The organism is Pseudomonas sp. zfem005 (assembly GCF_032621735.1).
In the GTDB taxonomy this organism is placed as follows: Bacteria; Pseudomonadota; Gammaproteobacteria; order Pseudomonadales; family Pseudomonadaceae; genus Metapseudomonas; species Metapseudomonas solani.
In genome coordinates this window covers 64,972-87,090 of the sequence record NZ_JAVYJE010000003.1, presented here as the reverse complement: position 1 = coordinate 87,090, position 22,119 = coordinate 64,972, and the positions used below count along the sequence as shown (strand labels likewise).

Sequence of the window (22,119 nt, the reverse complement as noted above, 5' to 3'; positions counted from 1 at the left end):
GTTTTTTTAGTGGCATCAGGCCTCGCTGAGCAGGCCCAGGCTCTTGCCCTTGAGCACCGCCTGGGTACGGCTGCGCACGCCCAGCTTGGCGAACAGGTTGTGCAGGTGCCATTTGATGGTCGCTTCCGACAGGTGCACCGCCTGGGCGATGTCCCGATTGGACAGGCCGGCCGCGACGAAACGCAGGATTTCCCGCTCGCGGTGGCTCACATCCTGGTTCTCGTCGAAGGTCTCCGGGTCCACCGCCAGGCGCCGGCACTGCTCGCGCAGCGTCTCGGCGATACCCTGCCAGGCCCCGGCCTTCTTGGGCTCGGCGGCACGCCAGGCTTCCCACAGCGGCAGCAGCCACAGGGCGTCGTCCTGGAACAGGCGCCGGTAGCCGCGGTTCCAGGCCTCCTCGATGGTGGGCAGGAACAGGGCGAAGGCCTTGTCGCTGTTACCTTTGCGCCAGTAGGCCACGGAAAGTAACAGGGACAGGCGCAGGCGCCGGTCGCGCTGGTGCTCGGCGCCCTGGCGGGCGAGGCAGGTTTCCAGCGCGCTCTGCGCCTTCTCCGGGCGCCGCTCGGTCAGGGCCAGGCGAGCGACGGACAAGGCCAGCGCCGTATGGGCATCGGCATAGCGCGCCAGCGGCAAAGCCGCCAGGTGACGCTCCAACTGCAGGCACACGCGTTCGGCTTCATTGGGGCGACGCAGCCACAGCAGGAACTGCACCTTGCAACCCATGCCATGGGCGAATACCCGCTCGTAACCCGGCCCCTGGAGGCCGGCGAGCCAGTCATCCAATTGATTGAGCGCCTGCTCCGGCTCACCGGCGAAGAAGCGCGCCCGCGCCATCACCAGCTGCCCACGGCTGATCAGCTCCACCGGCGTCGCCACGTCGCGCCAGGTGGTGGCCAGGGGCAGTTCGGCGAGCACCGCCGCATGGCGATCCTGCTCGTAAAGCAAGTCGGCGTACGCCAGCACCAGTGGCCCACCCACGCGGCTGCGGCGACCGAAGACCCGCTCGACACGGCCACGGACAATCTCGGCGATGGAGCGGCCGCGTTCCAGCTCGCCGCTCTCCTTGCAGATCAGCGACTCGATCAGGCTGGTCATCACATGCAGGTATTCGCTGTCGACGATGCGCAGGCAATCCCGTGCGGTGGCGATGGATTTCGACGCGTCGCCGAACTCCCCCAGCAACGCATAGGCCGCCGCCTGCACGCAGGACAGGCTGGCGCGGAACACTGGCTGGTTGTCCGGGACCATGGCCAGCCACTGGCGGGCGACCTTGAGGCAGCTTTCCAGTTTGTCCTGGTACAGCAGCACCAGCGCCTTGAGCACCTGGGAGGCGGCCAGCAGCTCGCCGAGGCCGAAGTGAATGACCTTGCCGCGCCCCTGCAGCAGGCGGGTGCTGACCTCTTCGATCAGCGCCTCGGACTCGGCGAACTTCTGCTCGAAGGCCAGCTGCCAGGCGTAGAAGATCTGGAACACCGGGTGCTCGCGGATCACATCGGCGGGCACTTCCTTGAGCATCGAGAGGATGCCGTAGACGCGGTTGCCGGCGATCAGACGAGCGCCCTGGCGCTCCAGCAACTCGGCGGCGAAGCCGTAGTCACGACCGCGCAGGGCGTACTTGATGGCGCGGTCCGGCAGGTCGTGGCTCTCGCACCAGCGCGCGGCGGCATGCAGCAAGGTGGCGCTGTCGGTATGACGCTGCAGGCGGCCCTGGAGGAATTCGGCGAACAGGTGGTGGTAGCGGAACCACTCGCCCTGCTCGTCCAGGGCGATGACGAAGAGCTGCTCGCGCTGCAGGCGCATCAGCATGTCCAGGCCGTCGCGGCGGCCGGTCAACGCGTTGCACAGGTCGGCGCAGAACTCGTCGAGCACCGAGGTCTGGTCAAGGAACTGCTGCAGGGCCAGGGGCAGGCTGTTGACCACGTCCTCGGCCAGGTAGTCGGCGATATTGCGCTCGGTGCCGGTGAGGCTGGCGAGGAAGGCCTTGCGGTCCGGGTGCCGCGCCAGGGCCAGGCTGGCCAGGTGCAGCGCGGTGATCCAGCCCTCGGTACGGGCATGCAGCTGCTTCAGCTCGCTGCGGCTCAGCTCCAGTTCGCGGACCTCGCGGAAGTACGCCTCGGTTTCCTCAAGGGACAGGCGCAGGTCTTCGGCCTGCAGCGTGAAGGCCTCGCCCTCGATGAACAGGCTGCGCGGGGTGAAGCGGGTGGCGCTGACCAGGTGCACGTTGCGCGGCAGGCGCTCGACCAGGTGGCGGGCGCCCTGCTCCAGGCTGGCGTGACGGATGCGATGGAAGTCGTCGAGCATCACGTAGAGCTCGCCGTCGAGGCGCTGCAGGTCACTGACGAAGGCGTCGATGATCGCCTCCACCGGCCAGTTCACCTCACCCCGCAGCAGCCCGGCGGTGTTGCTGCCGAAGCCCGGCTTCACCGCCTCGACCGCAGCGACCAGGTATTGCAGCAGGCGCTGGGGCTCGCTGTCGGAATCATCGCAGGACAGCCAGGCGACCCGTGCACCGGCTTGCTGCAGCTTCTCGCGGAACAGGCTGAGCACGGTGCTCTTGCCGAACCCTGCGGGGGCGCTGAGCACCATCACGCGCTGGCTGCGGGCCTCGAACAGACGGTCGATCAGGGCCTTGCGCGCCAGGCGTGGACGGCCGCCGGAATCCGGCGGGAAGAGCTTGGTACGCAGCATCGGGAAGGGCAGCGCATCGTTGGACGGGGCGCTCATGCTTCCAGCAGCCCCAGTTCCCGCGCCCGACGTATCGCCTGGGTGCGATTGCGCACCTTGAGCTTCTCGTAGATGTTGTGCAGGTGCCATTTCACGGTCCCCAGGGCCAGCGAGAGCTGCTGGCCGATTTCCTCGTTGGAAAGTCCCTTGGCCGCCAGCAGGACCACCTCGCGTTCGCGGTCGGTGAGCCCTTCTTCCAGCACATCCTGTGACTTGCGTACGTCCTGTCCCGGCCAGATGGCCAGCAGGCTGCGAATGAACCCCTGCAGCGCTGGCTGGCGCTCGGCGGCTTCCAGTTGCTGCAGCAGCAGGCGGATGGCATCGCCCTCCTCCACGAAGAGGCTGCGCACATCCTCGCGCTCGGCACTGAGCAGGCACTGCACCAGCAGGCTCTGGGCCCGTTCCTGGTAGCCCAGGCGCTGGTAGCTGAGGGCGGCCAGCAGGTCGAGGCGCAGGCGTTGCAGGCCATGCCAGCCGGGTTGCAGCTGGGCACGCAACTGGTTGATCTCGTGCAGCGCCTCGCTGTAATGCCCACGCGCCTGCTGCAGGCGTACGCGGATCAGCCCCTGGGTCCAGAGCACCGGGTTGAAGCCGCGCTTGGCGTAGTCGGCGGCGAGCTTGGTCCAGTCCACCGCCTTCAGGCGCAGCTCGGCCCGCTTGATGCGGTCGGTCGCCGGCTCCTGGAGGATCAGGGTCACCTCGTCGGCCACCGCCTGCACGTAGAAGCGCCAGGAGTGGTTGCGCGCCGCCAGGTTCTGCATCAGCACCAGGCTGGCCAGGGCTTCCTTGGGCTTGTCCTGCATGCGCTGGATGCGCGCGAGGAAGAGCATGCCCTGGGCATAGATATCGATGGGCTTGATCACGTCGACATGGTTGAGCGCCCAGCGCAGGCGCTCCTCCAGGCCGTCCAGGCGCCCCTGCTGGTAGGCGATCAGCGATTCGATGATCACCGGCAGGGCCAGGGCCCGGGACTTCTCGCCGAACAGCGGCATCAGCTGGGCGCGCATCTGCTCGTGCAGCAACTGGGCCTGCTTGACCTGGCCCTGCTCCAGCGAGAGAAGCACCTCCACGTTACCCAGTTGCATGTCGAGGTAGCGACCCTCGAGGAAATGGTTGCGCTGCTGCGCCAGGGCCAGCAGGCGTCGCGCCTGTTCGGGCTGGGCGAGGATCACCAGGGCCAGGGCACCGATCACCAGCATGGCCACTTCGAGGAAGGCCTCGTGCTGGCCGAGCAGGCCCTCCACCTTGCGCGCCAGGCTCACGCAGAGGTCGAGGTCGTCCTTCTGCAGCGCGATGGCGGCCTTCACCGCCAGCGCGGCCAGGTACTTCTCGCTGAGCGGCGCCTGGGCGCCGGTACCACCCCAGCGCGCCAGCAACTCGTCGAGCATCTGGTTGGCTTCGGGCAGGGCCAGCTCGGTGGCGCGGTTCCACACATCGGCGAGGATCAGCGTCGGGTAGCGCTCGGCGATGTCGTCGGGCACGAACTGGCGCCAGCGGTAGATCTGGTTCAGCTGGCCACGGTTGATCAGCTCCAGGCCGCAACCGTCCACCAGCGCGGCGAGCATTTCCGGGTCTTCGGCCAGGCAGGCGTGCTCGATGGCGAGGTTCTGCATGTGGTGATTGGTGAACCACAGGCTGGCATTGAAGTGCAGCTGCTTGAAGCGTTCCGGCTCCTGGGCCACCAGGCGGGCCCGGAGGAAGTCGGCGAACAGGTGATGGAAGCGGTACCACTGGCGCTCGCGGTCCAGGGGCAGGAGGAACAGCTGCATGGTTTCCAGCTGCTCCAGCAGGGCCTGGCCGTCGTTGCGCCCGGTCAGGGCGTTGGCCAGGTCGCCGCTCAACTGGCTGGCGATGCCGAGGGCCAGCAGGGCGTCCTGCAGGTCCGCCGGCAACTGCTCGAAAACGGTGGTCAGCAGGTAGTCGCCCACGGCCGCCTGGTCGCCGCCCATGGCCAGCACCTGGTCGGAGGCCTGGGGCTGGTGGCGCAGCCAGAGGCTGGCGAGGTGCACGCCGATCAGCCAGCCTTCGGTCTGGCTGTGCAGCGCGGCGAGGGTCGCCTCGTCCAACTCCAGGCCGCTGCGGTCCAGGTAGTCGCGGGTCTCGTCCTCGGTCAGGCGCAGCTCGTCCAGGCCGATCTCCAGCAACCAGCCCTTGGCACGCAGGGTGGCGAGGTTCATCGGCGGCAGGGAGCGGCTGCCGATGGCGAGGGTGAAATTGGCAGGCGCCATCTTCACCAGGCGGCCGAGGGCGGTGAAGATCTCCGCGTCGCTGAGCAGGTGCAAGTCATCCAGCACCAGCAGCAGCGGCCCTTCCAGGGCGGTCAGTTCCACCAGCAGGCTTTCCAGCACGGCAGCGACCGGCACCTGCATGGTGTTCTGCAGGAAGCCGGCCGCATGGGCACCGATGCCGGGCACGGCGGCACCCAGGGTCTTGATCAGTTGCTGGAAGAAGCGCGAGGGGTTGTCGTCCTCGCTGCCGAGGGAGAACCAGGCGACAGCGGAACCGGCCTCACGCCGTTGTTCTGCGAGGGTCGCCAGGGCGGTGGTCTTGCCAAAGCCTGCGGGCGCCGAGAACAGCAAAAGGCGCGCGTGAGGGTGTGCAGCCAGGACCGCCTGCACCTGCGGTCGTGGCAAAGAGTCGGCAGACGCTTGGGGCGTCATCAGTTTTGAGCGCAGTAGGCTGCCGGCTGCGGGGTCGAGAACTGCATCCACGGCCTGTATCCCTGTATCTTTATCATTGTGGGACGGGGATATGACCCCGCGGGATTTATCCATAATTATCAGAATGCATTTCCTGCGTAAACTTAAGAAACGGCTCTAGGATCGACAATTTAGGCGGTCTAGAATCCTCACTCGCGCCCTCTTTGCGTCCATCATGCCCAACTGCCTCCTACACCCTCTGCCCTACCACAAACACCCGGGACAGCGTTTCGCCCTCGTCCGCCATGCACCCGGAGCGGTGCTGCTCGACGCCGGCCGGCCCATTGCCAGTCGTGGACGCTATGACCTATTCAGCGCCTGGCCATTGGCAGAACTGGCGCCGGGACCCGACGAATCGGCCAACGACTTTATTTGCCGCCTTCGCGGGACCTTGCAGCAGCTGGGCCCGGCGGATTCCCCCGATACCGTGGAACTGCCATTCACGGGCGGATTGATGGGATATTTTTCCTATGACTTCGGTCGCCGGCTGGAGCAACTGCCCGAGCAGGCCCTGGATGACCGCCACCTGCCGGACGCCCAACTCGGCCTCTATGCCTGGGCCCTGGTCAGCGACCACCAGTGCCGCACCAGCCAGCTGGTGTTCCACCCGAGCCTCGCCGAAAGCGAGCGACTGAGACTGATAGACCTGTTCGAGCACACGGAAAATCCCGACAACGTCGAGGAATTTCGTCTTACCCGCGCCTTTCAGGCCGATCTGTCGCAAACGGCTTACAGAACGGCCATCGAGCGCATCCAGTCGTACATCGCTGCCGGTGACTGCTACCAGGTGAATTTCGCCCAGCGCTTCCAGGCACCCTGCCAGGGCGATCCCTGGGCGGCCTACCTGGCGCTGCGCGAGGCCTGCTCCACGCCCTTCTCCGCCTACCAGGCCCTGGCCGGTGGCGGCGCCATCCTCAGCCTGTCGCCGGAGCGCTTCATCAAGCTGAGCCAGGGCCAGGTGGAAACCCGCCCGATCAAGGGCACCCGCCCACGGGGCCGCACGCCGGAAGAGGACGCCGAACAGGCCGCAGAGCTGCTGGCGAGCCCCAAGGACCGGGCGGAAAACCTGATGATCGTCGACCTGCTGCGCAACGACCTGGGGCGCAGCTGCGCCACCGGCAGCGTGAAGGTGCCCGAGCTGTTCGCCCTGGAGAGCTACCCCAACGTGCACCACCTGGTCAGCGCCGTGAGCGGCACCCTGGCTGCCGGCAAGGACGCGCTGGACCTGCTGCTCGGCAGCTTCCCCGGCGGCTCCATCACCGGTGCGCCGAAGATCCGCGCCATGCAGATCATCGACGAGCTGGAGCCCACCCGCCGCGCCATCTACTGCGGCTCGCTGGTCTACCTCGACGTGCGTGGGGAGATGGACAGCTCCATCGCCATCCGCACCCTGCTGGTGAAGGACGGCGTCGCCAGTTGCTGGGGCGGTGGGGGCATCGTCGCCGACTCCCAATGGGAAGAGGAGTACTGCGAATCCATCACCAAGGTGCAGGTGCTGTTGCGCACCCTGGAAGGCTTGTAGGGGCTCCATTCGCCCAGCGCCACGCAGACGCAGAAACGAAAAAGCCCGCTTTCGCGGGCTTTTTCATGGCTGGGCTCAGAGGCTCAGCTGGCGATCGGACGCCTTGAGGAACTCACGCTTGAGGTCCTCGTAGGTGTGCACCGCCGGGAACTGCGGGAACTCGCGGATCACGTTTTCCGGCGCATGGAACAGGATGCCGGCGTGGGCCTCGGCGAGCATGGTGGTGTCGTTGTAGGAGTCGCCAGCAGCGATCACACGGTAGTAGAGGCTCTTGAAGGCGATCACCGATTGGCGCTTCGGGTCCTTCTGGCGCAGCTGGTAGCCCACGACGCGGTCGGTGTCGTCGGTGATCAGCTTGTGGCACAGCAGGGCCGGGAAGCCGAGCTGGCGCATCAGCGGCTGGGAGAACTCGTAGAAGGTGTCGGAGAGGATCACCACCTGGAAGCGCTCGCGCAGCCAGTCGACGAACTCCACCGCGCCTTCCAGCGGCTTGAGGGTGGCGATCACTTCCTGGATGTCGGACAGCTTGAGGCCGTGCTCATCGAGGATACGCAGGCGCTGCTTCATCAGCACGTCATAGTCGGGAATATCGCGGGTCGTGGCCTTGAGCGCGTCGATTCCAGTTTTTTCGGCGAAGGCGATCCAGATTTCCGGAACCAGCACACCTTCCAGGTCGAGACAGGCGATTTCCACGAGACATTCCTCGGTTATTGAATTGTTAGGGAGGCGGCACTCTAGCTTTTCACCCGCAGCCACGCAACGCGGCACTTATACCCAAACAGGGCAGTCCCCCTGCCTTATGGTTATTTAGGCGCATAAGTTGCTTTTGCTACCATCCGCGCCACAGAGCGCGTAGCGCCATTTCAACTAGGAAAACCGCCTGATGAGCCAACCCTTCGACGTCGCCGAGATCGCCGCGGCCTACGCCAGCAAATCCCCCCAGGACATCCTCAAGCTCGCCTTCGAACACTTCGGCGACGACCTGTGGCTGTCCTTCAGCGGTGCCGAGGACGTGGTGCTGGTGGACATGGCCTGGAAGCTCAACAAGAACGTCAAGGTGTTCAGCCTGGATACCGGTCGCCTGCACCCGGAAACCTATCGCTTCATCGAGAAGGTCCGCGAGCACTACGGCATCGCCATCGAACTGCTCTCCCCCGACGCCACCAAGCTGGAGCCCTTCGTTCGCGAGAAAGGCCTGTTCAGCTTCTACAAGGACGGCCACGAGGAGTGCTGCGGCATCCGCAAGATCGAGCCGCTGCGGCGCAAGCTGTCCACCGTGCGCGCATGGGCCACCGGCCAGCGCCGCGACCAGAGCCCCGGCACCCGCAGCAAGGTGGCGGCGGTAGAACTGGATGGCGCCTTCTCCACACCCGACAACCCGCTGTACAAGTTCAACCCCCTGGCGCAGATGCCCAGCGACGAAGTCTGGGCCTACATCCGCATGCTGGAGATTCCCTACAACCCGCTGCACGAGCGCGGTTTCATCAGCATCGGCTGCGAGCCCTGCACCCGCCCCGTGCTGCCCAACCAGCACGAACGCGAAGGCCGCTGGTGGTGGGAAGAAGCCACGCAGAAGGAGTGCGGGCTGCACGCCGGCAACCTGATCGCGAAGAACTGAACCGATGAAGATCACCCTGGTGAAGAAGGTCCTGGCCGATGGCGAGGACTGCGACAAGTGCAAGGATGTGCAGCGCCTGCTGGAACGTGGCGGCTACATGGGGCGCATCGACCGGGTGATGGTGGCGGACGAGCGCAACCCGGCCAGCAGCGGCTGGATGGTCGCCCAGCACTACGGCATCGACACCGCGCCCTTCTTCGTCGTGCGTCGCGACGACGGCAGCGAGCAGGTCTACACCGTGTTCCATGAGTTCCTGCACCAGGTGCTCGAAGCAGAATGAAAAAGCCCGGCAGATGCCGGGCTTTTCGTTTGCGGGCGTCGACTCAGTAGGTCGGCAGCTCGACGTCGTGGAACAGGTCATCCAGTTCGGCCTTGTTATGGCACTGCACCGCCTTGGCCAGCATGTCGCGAGTCAGGTGCGGGGCGAACTTCTCGATGAAGTCGCACATGAAGCCGCGCAGGAAGGTGCCACGACGGAAGCCGATCTTGGTCACGCTGGATTCGAACAGCTCGCCGGCGTCCAGCACCACGAGGTCGCTGTCGAGCTTGGGGTCCACCGCCATCTTGGCGACGATGCCCACGCCCAGGCCCAGGCGCACATAGGTCTTGATCACGTCGGCGTCGGCCGCGGTGAATACCACCTTCGGCGTCAGGCCGCGATGGCTGAAGGCTTCGTCCAGCTTCGAACGGCCGGTGAAACCGAACACGTAGGTGACGATGGGGTGCTCGGCGAGCGCTTCCAGGGTCAGCTTCGGCAGTTTGGTCAGCGGGTGGCCCTGGGGCACGATCACGCAGCGGTTCCAGCGGTAGCAGGGCATCATCACCAGGTCACCGAACAGCTCCAGGGCCTCGGTGGCGATGGCGAAGTCGACGGTGCCGTCGGCGGCCATCTCGGCGATCTGCATCGGCGTGCCCTGGTGCATGTGCAGGGCCACGTCCGGGTACTGGCGGATAAAGTTGCTGATCACCGGCGGCAACGCGTAGCGCGCCTGGGTGTGGGTGGTGGCGATGGACAGGGTGCCCTTCTTCTCGTTGGAGAATTCCTGGGCGATCTGCTTGATGCTTTCCACCTTGCGCAGGATTTCCCCGGCGGTGGTGATGATGCGCTCGCCCGCCGGAGTGACGCGGGTGAGGTGCTTGCCGCTGCGGGCGAATACTTCGACGCCCAGTTCATCCTCGAGCAGGCGGATTTGCTTGCTGATACCTGGTTGCGAGGTGTACAGGCTTTGCGCGGTGGCCGACACGTTGAGGTCGTGGTGCGCCACTTCCCAGATGTAGCGCAGTTGCTGAAGCTTCATAGATGTCCCTCAAAGCAAATGACGACGCAATGGATGGTCGGCGACGTTTATAACCATATTAATGGTTTGATGGATAAAACTAGACGTTTTTTTCAGTTTTGCACGTCATTCGTAATCGCCGTCACAGCTCTCCCCTGCCCCGGTGCTGCAGCATGGGCACCAGGTACACCGGCACATCGGATAACTGCACCAGCCGCGCCGACGTCCTCCCCAGGGGCGTATCGAGCGCAGCGCCATGGCTATGACTGCCTACGACCAGCAAATCCACCCCGAGTTTCTGCGCCTCTTCGAGAATCACCTGGGCCGGGTCGCCCTGCACCACGCGCACCGCGCGGATCATCCCCAGTTCGCTCTGGGCGTCACCCATCTCGTCGCGGAACCCTTCCAGCACACGCTGTTCGATGCTGGCCATGACGGTTCCCAGGCCCTTGCTGCGCAGGTCGGCAAGGCGCTCCTCATCCAGGTAGGTCTGCAGGACCGACTCGGCGAACAACCCGAGGGGCTCCACCGCGTGCACCACGTAGAGCTCGGCCTGGTAGACCCGGGCGAGCGAGAGGGCGTGCTGCAGCACGTAGGGGGCATAGAGGCCAAGGTCGGTGGCGTAAAGAATCGAACGGATCATGAGGCCTCCTACTGCCTGGGTGGCGGGCCTCGTCTCAGCTTAGTCAGATCTGCGGTTCGTTGCTTACACCGTGCGGCACATGGCCCGTAGCGACCACGTCACGGGCTTTTTCACAGTGCCCGGCCTGGTCGTCGAAGAACACGTCGGCGCCAAAGGCATCAAGGATCGAGGACTTTTCCAGCCCGCCGAGGAAGAAGGATTCATCGAGACGGATGTCCCACTCGCGCAGGGTACGGATGACCCGCTCATGGGCCGGCGCCGAGCGCGCGGTGACCAGGGCCGTGCGGATGGGACAGGCGTCGGCAGGGAACTCCTGCTGCAGGCGGTTGAGCGCCGAGAGGAAGGGCTTGAAGGGACCGCCGTCCAGCGGCGTCAAGGCAGCTTCGCGCTCGTAGGCCTGGAAGGCTTCGAGCCCGCCGCGCTGGTAGACGCGCTCGGAGTCGTCGGAAAACAGCACCGCGTCACCGTCGAAGGCGATGCGCAGTTCGTTGCTGGCGGCCCGGCGCGGCCCACCGGACAGGATGGTCGCCGCGGCGAAGCCGCTTTGCAGCGCAGCGCGCACGTCGTCCACATGGGTGGAGAGGAACAGGTGGCAACCGAACGCCTTGAGATAAGGCCCCGGGCTGCGGCCGCCGGAAAAGGCCGCGCGGGAGATGGCCAGGCCATGCTGCTGGATCGAGTTGAACGCGCGCAGCCCGGTATCGGCGCTGTTGCGCGACACCAGGATCACCTCGACCCGCGCCTGCCCGAGTGCGCTGTTGAGGCCGAGCAGCTTCTCCACCAGGGGGAAGGCATCGCCCGGCTCGAGCACTTCTTCCTCATGGTCGATCTGGTATTGGCGGTAGGCTTCGATGCCTTCGGATTCATAGACCCGGTGGCTTTCATTGAGGTCGAAGAGCGCCCGTGAGGAAATCGCCAGCACCAGTTTGTCCGCCAATCCTCCCGCCATGCCCCTCTCCTTATTGCTGGTTGCGCGCGTCGATGAAACGCAGGGCCTGGTAAAGCGCACGGATGCGCGGCAATTCCTTGCCGGCCGCAGCGGCCGCTGCCAGGGGTGCAGCATAGATGGCCTCCAGCTCCAGCGGCCGGCGCTGGGCGAAGTCGTGGTACATGCTGGGCAGGTAGTCGGGCATGCGGTCGGTGGAAGCCAGCAGCTTGCCGGCGAACCCTTCCGGCAGGCTGTGGCCACAGGCCAGTGCGCCCTCCACCACTTCCTGCATGATCGCCTGGATCAGCTCGCGGGCGTCGGCGTTGCGCATCAAGGCCGTGGTGCCGGCATCGAGCAGCACCGAAAGACCGTTGTAGGGCACGTTCCACACCAGCTTCTGCCAGCGCGCCTGGTCGAGGTTGGGCATGCCGGTGGAATCGAGCCCCGCCGCGCGGAACAGCCCGACGCCCTCCTCCAGCAGCGCCTGGCGCGCGCCATCATCGCTGGCCGGGCCGGAGTGGTAGCCGAGGTTCACCGCCCCCAGGGACTGGTGTTCGATGACGCCCGGCGCATCGCGGTGGACGCAGATGTAGCAGAGCCCGCCCAGCAGGTGCAGCGAATCCGGCAGCAGCGGGCGCAACGCGTCCTCGACAGCCAGGCCGTTCTGCAGCAGCACCACCTTGGCGCCCGGAGCTGCGGCACGGGCGATCAGCGGCGCCAGGTCGGCGTTGCTGGTGGTCTTGGCGCCCACCAGCAGCCAGTCGCAGGACGGCATCTCGGCCACGTCGCGGTAGGCCTGCACGGGGCTCAGGGTCAGGGCGCCGTGCACAGCGCTGTTGAGCTGCAAACCATTGGCACGCACGGCCTCGTATTCGCTGCGCAGCAGGAAGTGCACGTCGAAGCCCGCGCGGGCCAGCAGCAAGCCGTAGAAGCCGCCGATGGCACCGGTACCGATGATGCCGATGCGCGGTTGCTGGGTTTGGGTCATCAGGGAAGCTCCTCTGCCTGGCGGGCCAGGGCCTCGTCCAGGTTGCGGTTCAGGTCGTCGCCCTGCAGCGTGCTGCGCAGGGCGCCAAGAAATTGTCCATCCCGCACCACAAACAGTGCAGGCAGGTGGAATACCTCGTAGCGCTGCACCAGGCCACCATTATTGCCGGCGTCTATCCAGCACAATCTGTCGACGCCCAGGGGCATCTGCGACAGATGGCGCCGCGCCCAGCGGCAACTGGCACAACCTATGCTGGTGAATATCACCAGGGAGGTGCCCGGCAGCCCCAGCAGTTGCTGGTCCGCATCGAAATCAGTCAGTTCCAGTTCGCGCACTATACTGCCCCTAGGAGATGCCAGAATAATGGCATCCGGAGTTCACAAAAAATGCGTCGATTCCTGCGTCACCCCAGCGATCTGCCTGTAGAGCTGGTACTGCGCAAGCACAGCTTCCTGCCGCGACAGCGGCTGCACAATATCAGCCTCGGCGGCGTTGCCTGCAACTCGCTGCGGGGCTTTCGCAAGGGCACCGCGATCGAGCTGCGCATCCCCCTGCTGGGCGACGAGGCGCGCTATGCGGGCATCGTCGCCTGGTGCCGCAAGCAACCCGACGACTACCTGGTGGGCATCTGCTTCACCGACGAGGAAACCCTGTTCCGCGCCCGCATGGTCGAGCAGGTCTGCCAGATCGAGGTCTACCGCAAGCAGCGCGAACTGGAGGCCGGTGAGGAACTGCCGATCGAGCGCATCGCCCAGGAATGGATCGCCCGGCACGCCGCCGAGTTCTCCGCTGCCAGCCTGAACTGAGCATTTTCCGCCTATTTGCTCCCTTCGCGCCATTGTCGAGCCAGCGTGTAACGCGTTAAGGTTCCGCGTCCCCGACGCGCACTCAAATGCCGTGCCCCGCCGCTCCGGGATGGCTGGCGGCCCGCACCTGTGACCTGACGACTGACCTGATGACTAGCACGATGGCTGATTTACCGATCGACGACCTTAACGTTGCCTCCAACGAGACCCTGATCACGCCGGAGCAGCTGAAACGCGAGATTCCGCTCACCGACGCCGCATTGCACACCGTCGCCCATGGCCGCGAAGTGGTGCGCAACATCCTCGATGGCAAGGATCATCGCCTGTTCGTGGTGGTCGGCCCCTGCTCGATCCACGACATCAAGGCCGCACACGAATACGCCGATCGCCTCAAGGGCCTGGCAGCCGAGGTCTCCGACACGCTCTTCCTGGTCATGCGCGTGTACTTCGAGAAGCCGCGCACCACCGTCGGCTGGAAAGGCCTGATCAACGACCCCTACCTTGACGACTCCTTCAAGATCCAGGATGGCCTGCACATCGGTCGCCAACTGCTGCGCGACCTGGCCGAGAAAGGCCTGCCCACCGCCACCGAGGCGCTGGACCCGATCTCCCCGCAGTACCTGCAGGACCTGATCAGCTGGTCCGCCATCGGCGCCCGCACCACCGAATCCCAGACCCACCGCGAGATGGCCTCTGGCCTGTCCTCGGCGGTCGGCTTCAAGAACGGCACCGACGGCAGCCTGACCGTGGCGATCAACGCGCTGCAGTCGGTCTCCAGCCCGCACCGCTTCCTCGGCATCAACCAGGAAGGTGGCGTCTCCATCGTCACCACCAAGGGCAACGCCTATGGCCATGTCGTGCTGCGCGGCGGCAACGGCAAGCCCAACTACGACTCGGTGAGCGTTGCCATTTGTGAGCAGGAACTGACCAAAGCCGGCATCAAGCCGAACATCATGGTCGACTGCAGCCACGCCAACTCCAACAAGGACCCGGCCCTGCAGCCGCTGGTGATGGACAACGTCGCCAACCAGATCCTCGAAGGCAACGGCTCCATCGTCGGCCTGATGGTGGAAAGCCACCTCGGCTGGGGCAGCCAGTCCATTCCCAAGGACCTGAACCAGCTGAAGTACGGTGTATCGATCACCGATGCCTGCATCGACTGGGAAGCCACCGAGAAGACCCTGCGCAGCATGCACGCCAAACTCAAGGACGTGCTACCCAAGCGCCAGCGCGGCTGATCGACCGCGCAATGAAAAACGCCGGGCATCTGCCCGGCGTTTTCATTTCAGCCTTCAGCTCAGCCCTTGGGGGCGTGACGCTGGCGACGCTCGATGTAGCGCTCCACATAGGAGCAGGAGGGGATCACCGTATAGCCCTGGTCTTCAGCGAAGCCCAGCGCGCGCTCGGTGAGCGCTGCGGCGATGCCCCTGCCACGCAGCGCGTTCGGCACGAAGGTGCGATAGATGTCCAATGTCTGTTTGCCCAGGTCCATGTAGGCAAGGTAAGCACGATGACCGTCCACGGTGGTCTCGAACTGATGACCTGCCTGGTCATGGTGGATGGACAGCGCCTCGCTCATCGCAACTCCTCAGGGGGTTTTAGAACAACACCCGTACCTTATCTATCTTTTCCAGCCGAAGAAACATTTCGGCGGAGCCGGAGCCAAATTGGACACTCAGGAAAGCCTTACCGTTCTCCACCTTATGTAATACACCCTGGTAATAGGCGCCATCGAAGGTGATGAACTGCAGTCGCTTGCCTGCGTAGTCCTGCAGGCTGGATACCTTGACGAATTCGTACTTCGGCAAGGCACCTGGGGCGTCGGTATTTTCCGACGTTACCGAAACCATCTCGTTAACCCCCATCTCCGGACGCTTGCCCGGGTCGACCCAGGCGAAGGCAATCGGCTGCACCGCCTGCTGGTTGACCAGCAGCACCGGGCGCAGCATACCGACCACATCCTTCGGCTCGAAGAACTGCAGGCCGTCCCAGCTCATGCCCTCGGTCGGGGTCAGCTCGACGCGCAGCGATTGCGGGTCCTTCAGGTAGCGCCCGTAGGCATCCAGCAACGGCTGCTCGAGAGCGATCTTCTGCGCCCGCAGCACGCGATCGAGCTGCTCCACGGCGGTCTTCGGATAGACATCGGCGGGCTGGCCCAATTTACCGGCGCAGTATTCCTGCACCTTGCGCTGGTACTGGTTGTCGTTGAGTTCGAAGACGACGCTGGACAGACGCGGCGGGTTGACCCGCAGGTCGCCCGGCTTCTCGGACATGTTCGACAGCGCCATGCTGACGCGGGTCTCGCCCATGTCACGGGTATCGGACGTGAGATTGAAGGTCAGCTTCTGCGCGCCGGGCTCGAACAGGTAGGAGAACTCGGCGTCGGTCTCGAAGGTGCGGTAACCCATGTCGAGCAGCTCATTGGTGCCGATATGGTTGATCTTGCCGCACGCCACTTCGCTCATCGCGGTGAAGATGCTGCGTTCGGTCGGCGCATCGTAGAGCTGCTGCATGAAGGGACCGTGCACGTCCAGCATCAGGCCCTTCAGGCGCATGGCCATCTGCTTCGGAAACTTGCCCTCGTCCAGGCGCTCCTTGAAGCTGAGCAGCTCGCGCAGGCCATTGAACTTCAGCTCGGCATGGGTCACCTGCACGCTGTCGCCCAGGGCGGGGACACGAACCTTGAGGTTCTCCAGGCCGACGCGGCCGTCGAAGGACGAGGTGATGCCGCCGTAGCTGATGTCCATGATCGGCGAAAGCTGCTGGATCGCATCATTCATGATCGACCTGACCGAAAGGTACAGGGATAGTTTGATGATTAACGCCAGCGCGAGCGCCGCGAGCACCACCCACTTAAGTAGTCTTGCCATAACGCCGTCCTTGATGTCCTGGAATGCGGGATGAAAACCGGCGCAGCTTATCAGTGCGCCCATGGGCCATCCACGGCATTTCCCACAATATGAAGAACCAGTTCACTGTAACGAACGGGAAGTTGTGGTCTTTACATCCGCGCATAGCAGCAAACATGCAAAAGCGACCCACGCCTGTCATTTCTCGACAAACAGCCCCACCCAACCAGGCCGGGGCCGACAGGGTATCTCCGTCATCTTCGGCTAAACTTTGAACTTCACCTGCTCACGGACTATCCAACTGGATATTTTTTGAACAGGCACCGTCGGAAATGGCTGGGAAGGTGAAAAAAAACACCCCTCCTTGCACCTCGTCAGTTTACTTACTACAAGTTATGGGTAGTATGTACGCCGGCTAATTTCCCAAGCTCGGGGAATTGCTTTTATGGAAATGTCCACCTTAAGGGGAACACGATGAACAACGTTCTGAAATTCTCTGCTCTGGCTCTGGCAGCAGTTCTGGCCACCGGTTGCAGCAGCGTCTCCAAAGAAACCGAAGCCCGTCTGACTGCAACTGAAGATGCAGCCGCTCGCGCTCAAGCCCGTGCCGATGAAGCCTACCGCAAGGCTGACGAAGCTCTGGCCGCCGCTCAGAAAGCCCAGCAAACTGCTGACGAGGCTAACGAGCGCGCTCTGCGTATGCTGGAAAAAGCCAGCCGCAAGTAATAGCCCACAAGGCTTTTACTCGAACCGACCCAGTTCACTGGGTCGGTTTTTTTATGCCTGCGATTCCACCCCGGCACATTTCCACAGGCATGAAAAAGCCCGCCGCCCCATAAGGGCAGGCGGGCTCTGTTCAGTGCCGCTTAGAAGCTGGGGGCAGCGGGCTCGCTGTTGGCCACGGCAGCGGAAGGCTCGGCGATTTCCACCGGCAGGCCGTCTTCGGCCGCGACCACTTCACGCACCACTTCCCAATCCAGGCGGATGCTGTTGACCAGGTCTTCACGCTTGAGCAGCGCGTTGATAACGGCGGTGTGCTTGTCCACCACCGACGGGTCGCCATGGTCGTTCAGCGGGGTGTGAGCCTCGATGTAGACCTTGCCGCCGCTCACGCCGAACTTGTAGGGCTCGTTGATGATGCGTACGGGCGTGCCCACCGGCGCCATCTTGGCCAGCGCCAGCACGTTGTTGTTGAGCATGCGGAAGCAACCGTGGCTGACACGCATGCCGATACCGAACTTCTTGTTCGAACCGTGGATCAGGTAGCCAGGCAGGCCCAGGGTGAACTTGAACGGGCCCAGCGGGTTGTCCGGGCCCGCCGGCACCACGGTGGGCAGCGGGTCGCCATCGGCGGCGTGCTCTTCACGGATGGACTTGGGCGGATACCAGGCCGGGTTCGGCGTCTTGGCGGTGATCTTGGTGGTGTTGATCGGGGAACCCCAACCCTCGCGACCGATCCCCAGCGGGAAGGTGTGCACCACGTTCTGCCCTTTCGGGAAGTAATACATGCGGTACTCGGCCAGGTTGATCACGATGCCTTCGCGCGGGCCCGGCGGCAGGATGAAGCGGGTCGGCAGGAGGATCTCGGTGCCCGTGCCCGGCAGCCAGGGATCGACGCCCGGGTTGGCCGCGACCATCTCCAGGTAACCCAGGTCATTGGCGACGCCGATGTCGGCGAAGGTGTCTTCGTACTTGGCCTTGATCACCTGGACCTGGCCGACGATATCCTCGCCGGGGGGCGGCAGGGGCAGCTCCAGCGCTGCAGCGTGACCGGCCAGCGCGAGCGCGATCAGGGACAGGGAACGGGCGACGGCGGGAACGCGCGACAACATCCGGTAATCCTTGGCAAAAGTGGCTGATTAAAAGACTCGGGATTGTACACCGGCACGCAGCGCGCCGGGAGGGCTCAGCCGTCGGACCATTCGGGCCGGTGGCCGTCCCGCTGGGAGTCCAGTTCGGCGCGGCAGGCCGGGCACAGGCGGCGGTCCTGCAACTGCGGTTTTTCCAGCACGCACCAGCGCGGCTTCGCCGGCAGCAATCCCCCGCACAGGGTCCTGTCCGCATGGCCGCCGAGTTCAAGCTGGCGAGCAACCAGGTGCAGGCGCACCTCGCGGCAAGCGAACAGGTCGAGCTGCTCGTCGGGCTCGATCAGCTTATAGGCATGCAGGGACCAGGCGGGGCGCGGCATGAAGGACTCCAGGACGGGTGCGCAACCTTAGCCGAAAGGCGTGCCCCGGAAAAGCCTCCCGAAGCGCCTCAGAGCAACGGCTTCAGGGTTGGCCAGACGTTATCCAGCAACTTGCCCTGGGCACTCGCCGCCGGATGGATGCCATCGGCCTGCATCATCCCCTCGACACCGCCCACGCCCTCGAGAAAGAAAGGCACCAGCGGCACCTGCCGGGAACTCGCCAGATCCTGATAGACCTGGGCGAAGGCATCGGTGTAGCGCTTGCCGTAGTTGGGCGGCAGGCGCATGCCCAGCAGCAGCACCTTGGCCCCCGCTTTCTGCGACTGCTCCACCATGCCGGCAAGATTATGTTGCAATTGTGCAGGGGGCTGACCACGCAACCCATCGTTGCCACCGAGCTCGATAATCACCAGCTCCGGCTTGTGCTCGCCAAGTAGCGCGGGCAGCCGGGAAGCACCGCCGGCACTGGTGTCGCCACTGATGGAGGCGTTCACCACGCGGTGTTCGAAACCCTCGTCATCCAGGCGTTTCTGCAGCAGGGAGACCCAGCCCTGGCTGGTTTCCAGCCCCAAAGCGGCGCTGATACTATCCCCGACGACCAGCACGGTCCCCGCCGCAGCCTCCTGGGCCATCACCATCAACGCCAGGCAACTGCCCAACAACCAAGCACGCATCGGATTCTCCATGAGCGCAAGCATTCTCAATGCGCGGAACCTTAGCAAAGTGGTTCCCAGCGCGGAAGGCGAGTTGACCATCCTCCACGATCTGGACCTGGACCTGGCCCAGGGCGACAGCCTGGCCATCGTCGGCAGCTCCGGCTCCGGCAAATCCACCCTCCTCGGCCTGCTCGCCGGGCTCGACCTGCCCAGCTCCGGCGACATCAGCCTGGCCGGCCACGCCCTCGCCCGCCTCGACGAGGACCAGCGTGCCCGCGTACGTGCCGAGCATGTCGGCTTCGTCTTCCAGTCCTTCCAGTTGCTCGACAGCCTCAACGCCCTGGAAAACGTCATGCTGCCCCTGGAGCTCGAAGGCCGCACGGATGCCCGCGAACGCGCCCGCCACCTGCTCGACCGCGTCGGCCTGGGCCAGCGCCTCGGCCACTACCCGCGCCAGCTGTCCGGGGGCGAGCAGCAGCGCGTCGCCATCGCCCGCGCCTTCGCCGCCGAACCCGACGTGCTGTTCGCCGACGAGCCCACCGGCAACCTCGACAGCCACACCGGCGAGCGTATCAGCGACCTGCTGTTCCAGCTCAACCAGGAGCGCGGCACCACCCTGGTCCTGGTCACCCACGACGAGCGCCTGGCCCATCGCTGCCGCCGCCTGATCCGCCTGGAGTCCGGCCGCCTGGTCGACCGGGTGGAACCCTGATGGGGCGCCTGCCGTTCTCGCGCCTGCTAGGCATGGCCGCCAGGCAACTGCGCCGCGATGCCCGTGCCGGCGAGCTGCGCGTACTGTTCTTCGCCCTGGTGGTGGCCGTGGCCGCCAGCAGCGCCATCGGCTACTTCGGTGCCCGCCTGAACGGTGCCATGCTCCTGCGCGCCACCGAATTCCTTGGCGCCGACCTGCTGCTCAGCGGCTCCTCACCCGCCACCCCGGAGCAGATCGCAGCAGGCGAACAGCTCGGCCTGCGCCATGCCCGCGCCGTCGAATTCTCCAGCGTCATCGCCGGTGACGCCGGCATCCAGCTCGCCAGCGTCAAGGCGGTGGACGAACCCTACCCATTGCGCGGCGAGCTGAAGAGCGCACCGGCCCCCTACGCCCCGGAAGAACCCGGCAACGGCCCCGCCCCCGGCGAGGCCTGGGCCGAGGCCCGTCTGTTCACCGCGCTGAACCTCAAGCCCGGCGACACCGTGGACGTCGGCCAGCAGACCTTGCGCCTCACCCGCGTGCTCACCTACGAGCCTGATCGCGCCGGCGACTTCTACAGCCTCACCCCGCGCCTGTTGATGAACCATGCCGACCTCGACGCCACAGGCGTGGTACAGCCCGGCAGCCGGGTGCGCTACCGCGAACTCTGGAGCGGCCCGGAAGAGGCACTGAAAAGCTACCGCGACACCCTCAAGCCCACCCTGGCGGCCAACCAGCGCATCGAAGACGCCCGCGACGGCAACCGCCAGGTCGGCGGCGCCCTCAGCCGTGCCGAGCGCTACCTCAACCTTGCCAGCCTCGCCGCCGTACTCCTGGCCGGTGTCGCCGTGGCCCTGTCGGCGGCCCGCTTCGCCGCCCGTCGCTTCGACGCCAGCGCCCTGCTGCGCTGCCTGGGCTTGTCGCGCCGCGAAGCGCTCCTCCTCTATACCCTGCAACTGGGTCTGCTCGGCCTTGCCGCCGCCATTCTCGGCGCACTGATCGGCTGGCTCGCCCAGCTCGGCCTGTTCCACCTGCTGCGTGAATTGTTGCCGGCGGAAGTGCCCTCCGGCGGCGTGCTGCCCGCCTTCGCCGGCATCGCCACCGGCCTGGTGGCCCTGGCCGGTTTCGCCCTGCCGCCGCTGGCCGCCCTGGGCCGCGTCCCGCCCTTGCGCGTGCTGCGCCGCGACCTGCTGCCGGTGCCGCCCAGTTCCTGGCTGGTGTACGGCGCCGCCCTGCTCGCCCTCGGGCTGATCATGTGGCGCCTGAGCCTGGACCTGGCGCTCACCCTCGCCCTGCTCGGCGGCGGCCTGCTCGCCACCCTGATCCTCGGCGGCCTCATGCTCCTCGGCCTCAACGCCCTGCGCCGCCTGCTGGCCCGCGCCGCCCTGCCCTGGCGCCTCGGCCTCGGCCAGTTGCTGCGCCACCCGCTGGCCGCCGCCGGGCAATCCCTGGCTTTCGGCCTGATCCTCCTGGCGATGGCGCTGATCGCCCTGCTGCGCGGCGAACTGCTGGACACCTGGCAGGACCAGCTCCCCGCCGACGCACCGAACTACTTCGTGCTCAACGTGCTGCCCGGCGAGAAGGACGCCTTCGCCGAGCGCCTCGCCCAGCTTTCGCCCCACCCGGCGCCGCTGTTCCCCGTGGTGCCCGGCCGCCTCACCGCCATCAACGGCGAACCGGCGAAGGAGCACGCCAGCAAGGAATCCCAGGGCGAACGTGCCCTGCAGCGCGACCTCAGCCTCACCTGGGCGGCCGACCTGCCCAGCGGCAACCGCCTGGTGGCCGGGCAATGGTGGGACCAGGCGCCGGCCGGCGACCTGCCCGGCGTCTCTGTGGAAGCCAAGCTCGCTACCAACCTCGGCCTGCAACTGGGCGACCGCCTCAGCTTCAGCGTTGGTGGCATCAGCCGCGACGTGCGTGTCACCAGCCTGCGGGAAGTCGACTGGGACAACTTCCAGCCGAACTTCTTCATGATCTTCGCCCCCGGCTCCCTCGCCGACCTGCCGGCCACCTACCTCACCAGCTTCTACCTGCCACCACAGCACGACCGCGAGCTGGTGGAGCTGGCCCGCGCCTTCCCGGCGGTGACGCTGCTGGAGGTGGAAGCCATCCTCGCGCAGCTGCGCAGCATCCTCGCCCAGGTCACGGTAGCGGTGGAGTTCGTCCTGCTGTTCGTGCTCGCCGCCGGCCTCGCGGTGCTCTTCGCCGGCCTGCAGTCGACCCTCGATGAACGCATCCGCCAGGGTGCGTTGCTGCGGGCCCTGGGTGCCGAACGCAATCTGCTGCAGAAAGCCAGGCGCGCTGAATTCGCCCTGCTCGGTGCCACTGCCGGCCTGCTCGCCGCCCTGGGTTGCGAGCTGGTCAGCGCCCTGCTCTACACCCTGGCCTTCGACCTGCAATGGCACCCCCACCTCTGGCTGCTGCTGTTGCCGCCCCTGGGCGCGCTGCTGGTGGGTGGGGCCGGCGTGCTCGGCACCCGTCGTGCCCTCAACGCCAGCCCGCTGCAGGTGCTGCGCGAAGCCTGATCGCC

At 65.6% G+C, this 22,119-nt stretch carries 21 protein-coding genes; 8 read left to right on the top strand and 13 right to left on the bottom strand.

All coding sequences use genetic code 11. The features are described from left to right. Positions 1-15 precede the first annotated feature (15 nt). Positions 16-2,724, bottom strand: a complete 2,709-nt coding sequence (locus RTW82_RS07185) for a helix-turn-helix transcriptional regulator (protein ID WP_316924685.1) — start codon at positions 2,722-2,724, stop codon at positions 16-18. Then, positions 2,721-5,435 (bottom strand): LuxR C-terminal-related transcriptional regulator, encoded by a 2,715-nt coding sequence (locus tag RTW82_RS07180; RefSeq protein ID WP_316924684.1) that lies wholly within the window; start codon positions 5,433-5,435, stop codon positions 2,721-2,723. The genes RTW82_RS07185 and RTW82_RS07180 overlap by 4 nt, the downstream gene beginning before the upstream one ends. Before the next feature lie 163 nt (positions 5,436-5,598). Between RTW82_RS07180 and pabB the strand changes: the two genes are divergently transcribed. Then, complete coding sequence (pabB, locus tag RTW82_RS07175; RefSeq protein ID WP_316924683.1) at positions 5,599-6,945, top strand: aminodeoxychorismate synthase component I; 1,347 nt, start codon at positions 5,599-5,601, stop codon at positions 6,943-6,945. Positions 6,946-7,020: 75 nt separating this feature from the next. On the opposite strand, the gene thrH is transcribed toward pabB, so the two are convergent. Further along, complete coding sequence (thrH, locus tag RTW82_RS07170; protein ID WP_021220337.1) at positions 7,021-7,638, bottom strand: bifunctional phosphoserine phosphatase/homoserine phosphotransferase ThrH; 618 nt, start codon at positions 7,636-7,638, stop codon at positions 7,021-7,023. A gap of 190 nt (positions 7,639-7,828) precedes the next feature. Here thrH and RTW82_RS07165 point away from each other — a divergent pair, with 190 nt between their 5' ends. Continuing rightward, a complete protein-coding gene (locus RTW82_RS07165) occupies positions 7,829-8,563 on the top strand; it encodes a phosphoadenylyl-sulfate reductase (protein WP_021220338.1) in 735 nt (244 codons plus the stop codon). 4 nt (positions 8,564-8,567) lie between these two features. After that, positions 8,568-8,843, top strand: coding sequence for a hypothetical protein (locus RTW82_RS07160; protein WP_021220339.1), 276 nt, complete (start codon positions 8,568-8,570; stop codon positions 8,841-8,843). Positions 8,844-8,886: 43 nt separating this feature from the next. Here the strand turns inward: RTW82_RS07160 and cysB are convergent, their stop codons facing one another. The 5 genes from cysB to RTW82_RS07135 all read right to left on the bottom strand — a co-directional run bounded on the left by cysB (position 8,887) and on the right by RTW82_RS07135 (position 12,734). Continuing rightward, entirely contained in the window at positions 8,887-9,861 is a 975-nt protein-coding gene (gene cysB, locus RTW82_RS07155) for an HTH-type transcriptional regulator CysB (RefSeq protein WP_021220340.1), read from the bottom strand. Between the two features lie 121 nt (positions 9,862-9,982). Then, complete coding sequence (locus RTW82_RS07150; RefSeq protein ID WP_021220341.1) at positions 9,983-10,483, bottom strand: universal stress protein; 501 nt, start codon at positions 10,481-10,483, stop codon at positions 9,983-9,985. 43 nt (positions 10,484-10,526) lie between these two features. Then, complete coding sequence (locus RTW82_RS07145; protein ID WP_316924682.1) at positions 10,527-11,432, bottom strand: 5'-nucleotidase; 906 nt, start codon at positions 11,430-11,432, stop codon at positions 10,527-10,529. Between the two features lie 10 nt (positions 11,433-11,442). Beyond that, positions 11,443-12,399: a putative 2-dehydropantoate 2-reductase gene (locus tag RTW82_RS07140; protein WP_316924681.1), complete on the bottom strand. Its 957-nt coding sequence runs from the start codon at positions 12,397-12,399 to the stop codon at positions 11,443-11,445. Then, positions 12,399-12,734: a thioredoxin family protein gene (locus tag RTW82_RS07135; RefSeq protein WP_316924680.1), complete on the bottom strand. Its 336-nt coding sequence runs from the start codon at positions 12,732-12,734 to the stop codon at positions 12,399-12,401. The genes RTW82_RS07140 and RTW82_RS07135 overlap by 1 nt, the downstream gene beginning before the upstream one ends. A gap of 51 nt (positions 12,735-12,785) precedes the next feature. On the opposite strand from RTW82_RS07135, the gene RTW82_RS07130 reads away from it, so the two are divergent. Next, positions 12,786-13,205, top strand: a complete 420-nt coding sequence (locus tag RTW82_RS07130) for a PilZ domain-containing protein (RefSeq protein ID WP_021220345.1) — start codon at positions 12,786-12,788, stop codon at positions 13,203-13,205. Positions 13,206-13,366: 161 nt separating this feature from the next. Then, positions 13,367-14,443, top strand: a complete 1,077-nt coding sequence (locus RTW82_RS07125) for a 3-deoxy-7-phosphoheptulonate synthase (protein ID WP_271660557.1) — start codon at positions 13,367-13,369, stop codon at positions 14,441-14,443. A gap of 59 nt (positions 14,444-14,502) precedes the next feature. Here the strand turns inward: RTW82_RS07125 and RTW82_RS07120 are convergent, their stop codons facing one another. Both RTW82_RS07120 and RTW82_RS07115 read right to left on the bottom strand, forming a co-directional pair. Continuing rightward, the gene (locus tag RTW82_RS07120; protein ID WP_021220347.1) at positions 14,503-14,784 is read right to left on the bottom strand and encodes a GNAT family N-acetyltransferase; all 282 of its coding nucleotides are present in this window, start codon (positions 14,782-14,784) and stop codon (positions 14,503-14,505) included. 19 nt (positions 14,785-14,803) lie between these two features. Continuing rightward, entirely contained in the window at positions 14,804-16,075 is a 1,272-nt protein-coding gene (locus tag RTW82_RS07115) for a hypothetical protein (RefSeq protein ID WP_410478763.1), read from the bottom strand. Positions 16,076-16,528: 453 nt separating this feature from the next. Here RTW82_RS07115 and oprI point away from each other — a divergent pair, with 453 nt between their 5' ends. Beyond that, entirely contained in the window at positions 16,529-16,780 is a 252-nt protein-coding gene (oprI, locus tag RTW82_RS07110; RefSeq protein WP_003448337.1) for an outer membrane lipoprotei OprI, read from the top strand. A gap of 140 nt (positions 16,781-16,920) precedes the next feature. Here the strand turns inward: oprI and RTW82_RS07105 are convergent, their stop codons facing one another. The 3 genes from RTW82_RS07105 to RTW82_RS07095 all read right to left on the bottom strand — a co-directional run bounded on the left by RTW82_RS07105 (position 16,921) and on the right by RTW82_RS07095 (position 18,916). Then, positions 16,921-17,886 (bottom strand): L,D-transpeptidase family protein, encoded by a 966-nt coding sequence (locus RTW82_RS07105; protein WP_021220350.1) that lies wholly within the window; start codon positions 17,884-17,886, stop codon positions 16,921-16,923. A 74-nt stretch (positions 17,887-17,960) separates the two neighbouring features. Further along, complete coding sequence (locus tag RTW82_RS07100; protein ID WP_021220351.1) at positions 17,961-18,242, bottom strand: hypothetical protein; 282 nt, start codon at positions 18,240-18,242, stop codon at positions 17,961-17,963. 68 nt (positions 18,243-18,310) lie between these two features. After that, positions 18,311-18,916, bottom strand: a complete 606-nt coding sequence (locus RTW82_RS07095; RefSeq protein ID WP_316924678.1) for an arylesterase — start codon at positions 18,914-18,916, stop codon at positions 18,311-18,313. A gap of 10 nt (positions 18,917-18,926) precedes the next feature. Here RTW82_RS07095 and RTW82_RS07090 point away from each other — a divergent pair, with 10 nt between their 5' ends. Both RTW82_RS07090 and RTW82_RS07085 read left to right on the top strand, forming a co-directional pair. After that, positions 18,927-19,610: an ABC transporter ATP-binding protein gene (locus RTW82_RS07090; protein ID WP_263403385.1), complete on the top strand. Its 684-nt coding sequence runs from the start codon at positions 18,927-18,929 to the stop codon at positions 19,608-19,610. Beyond that, positions 19,610-22,114 carry an ABC transporter permease gene (locus tag RTW82_RS07085; protein WP_316924677.1) on the top strand — a complete coding sequence of 835 codons (2,505 nt, stop codon included), beginning with the start codon at positions 19,610-19,612 and terminating at the stop codon, positions 22,112-22,114. Before RTW82_RS07090 ends, RTW82_RS07085 begins: the two co-directional genes overlap by 1 nt. The last annotated feature ends 5 nt before the right edge of the window (positions 22,115-22,119 follow it).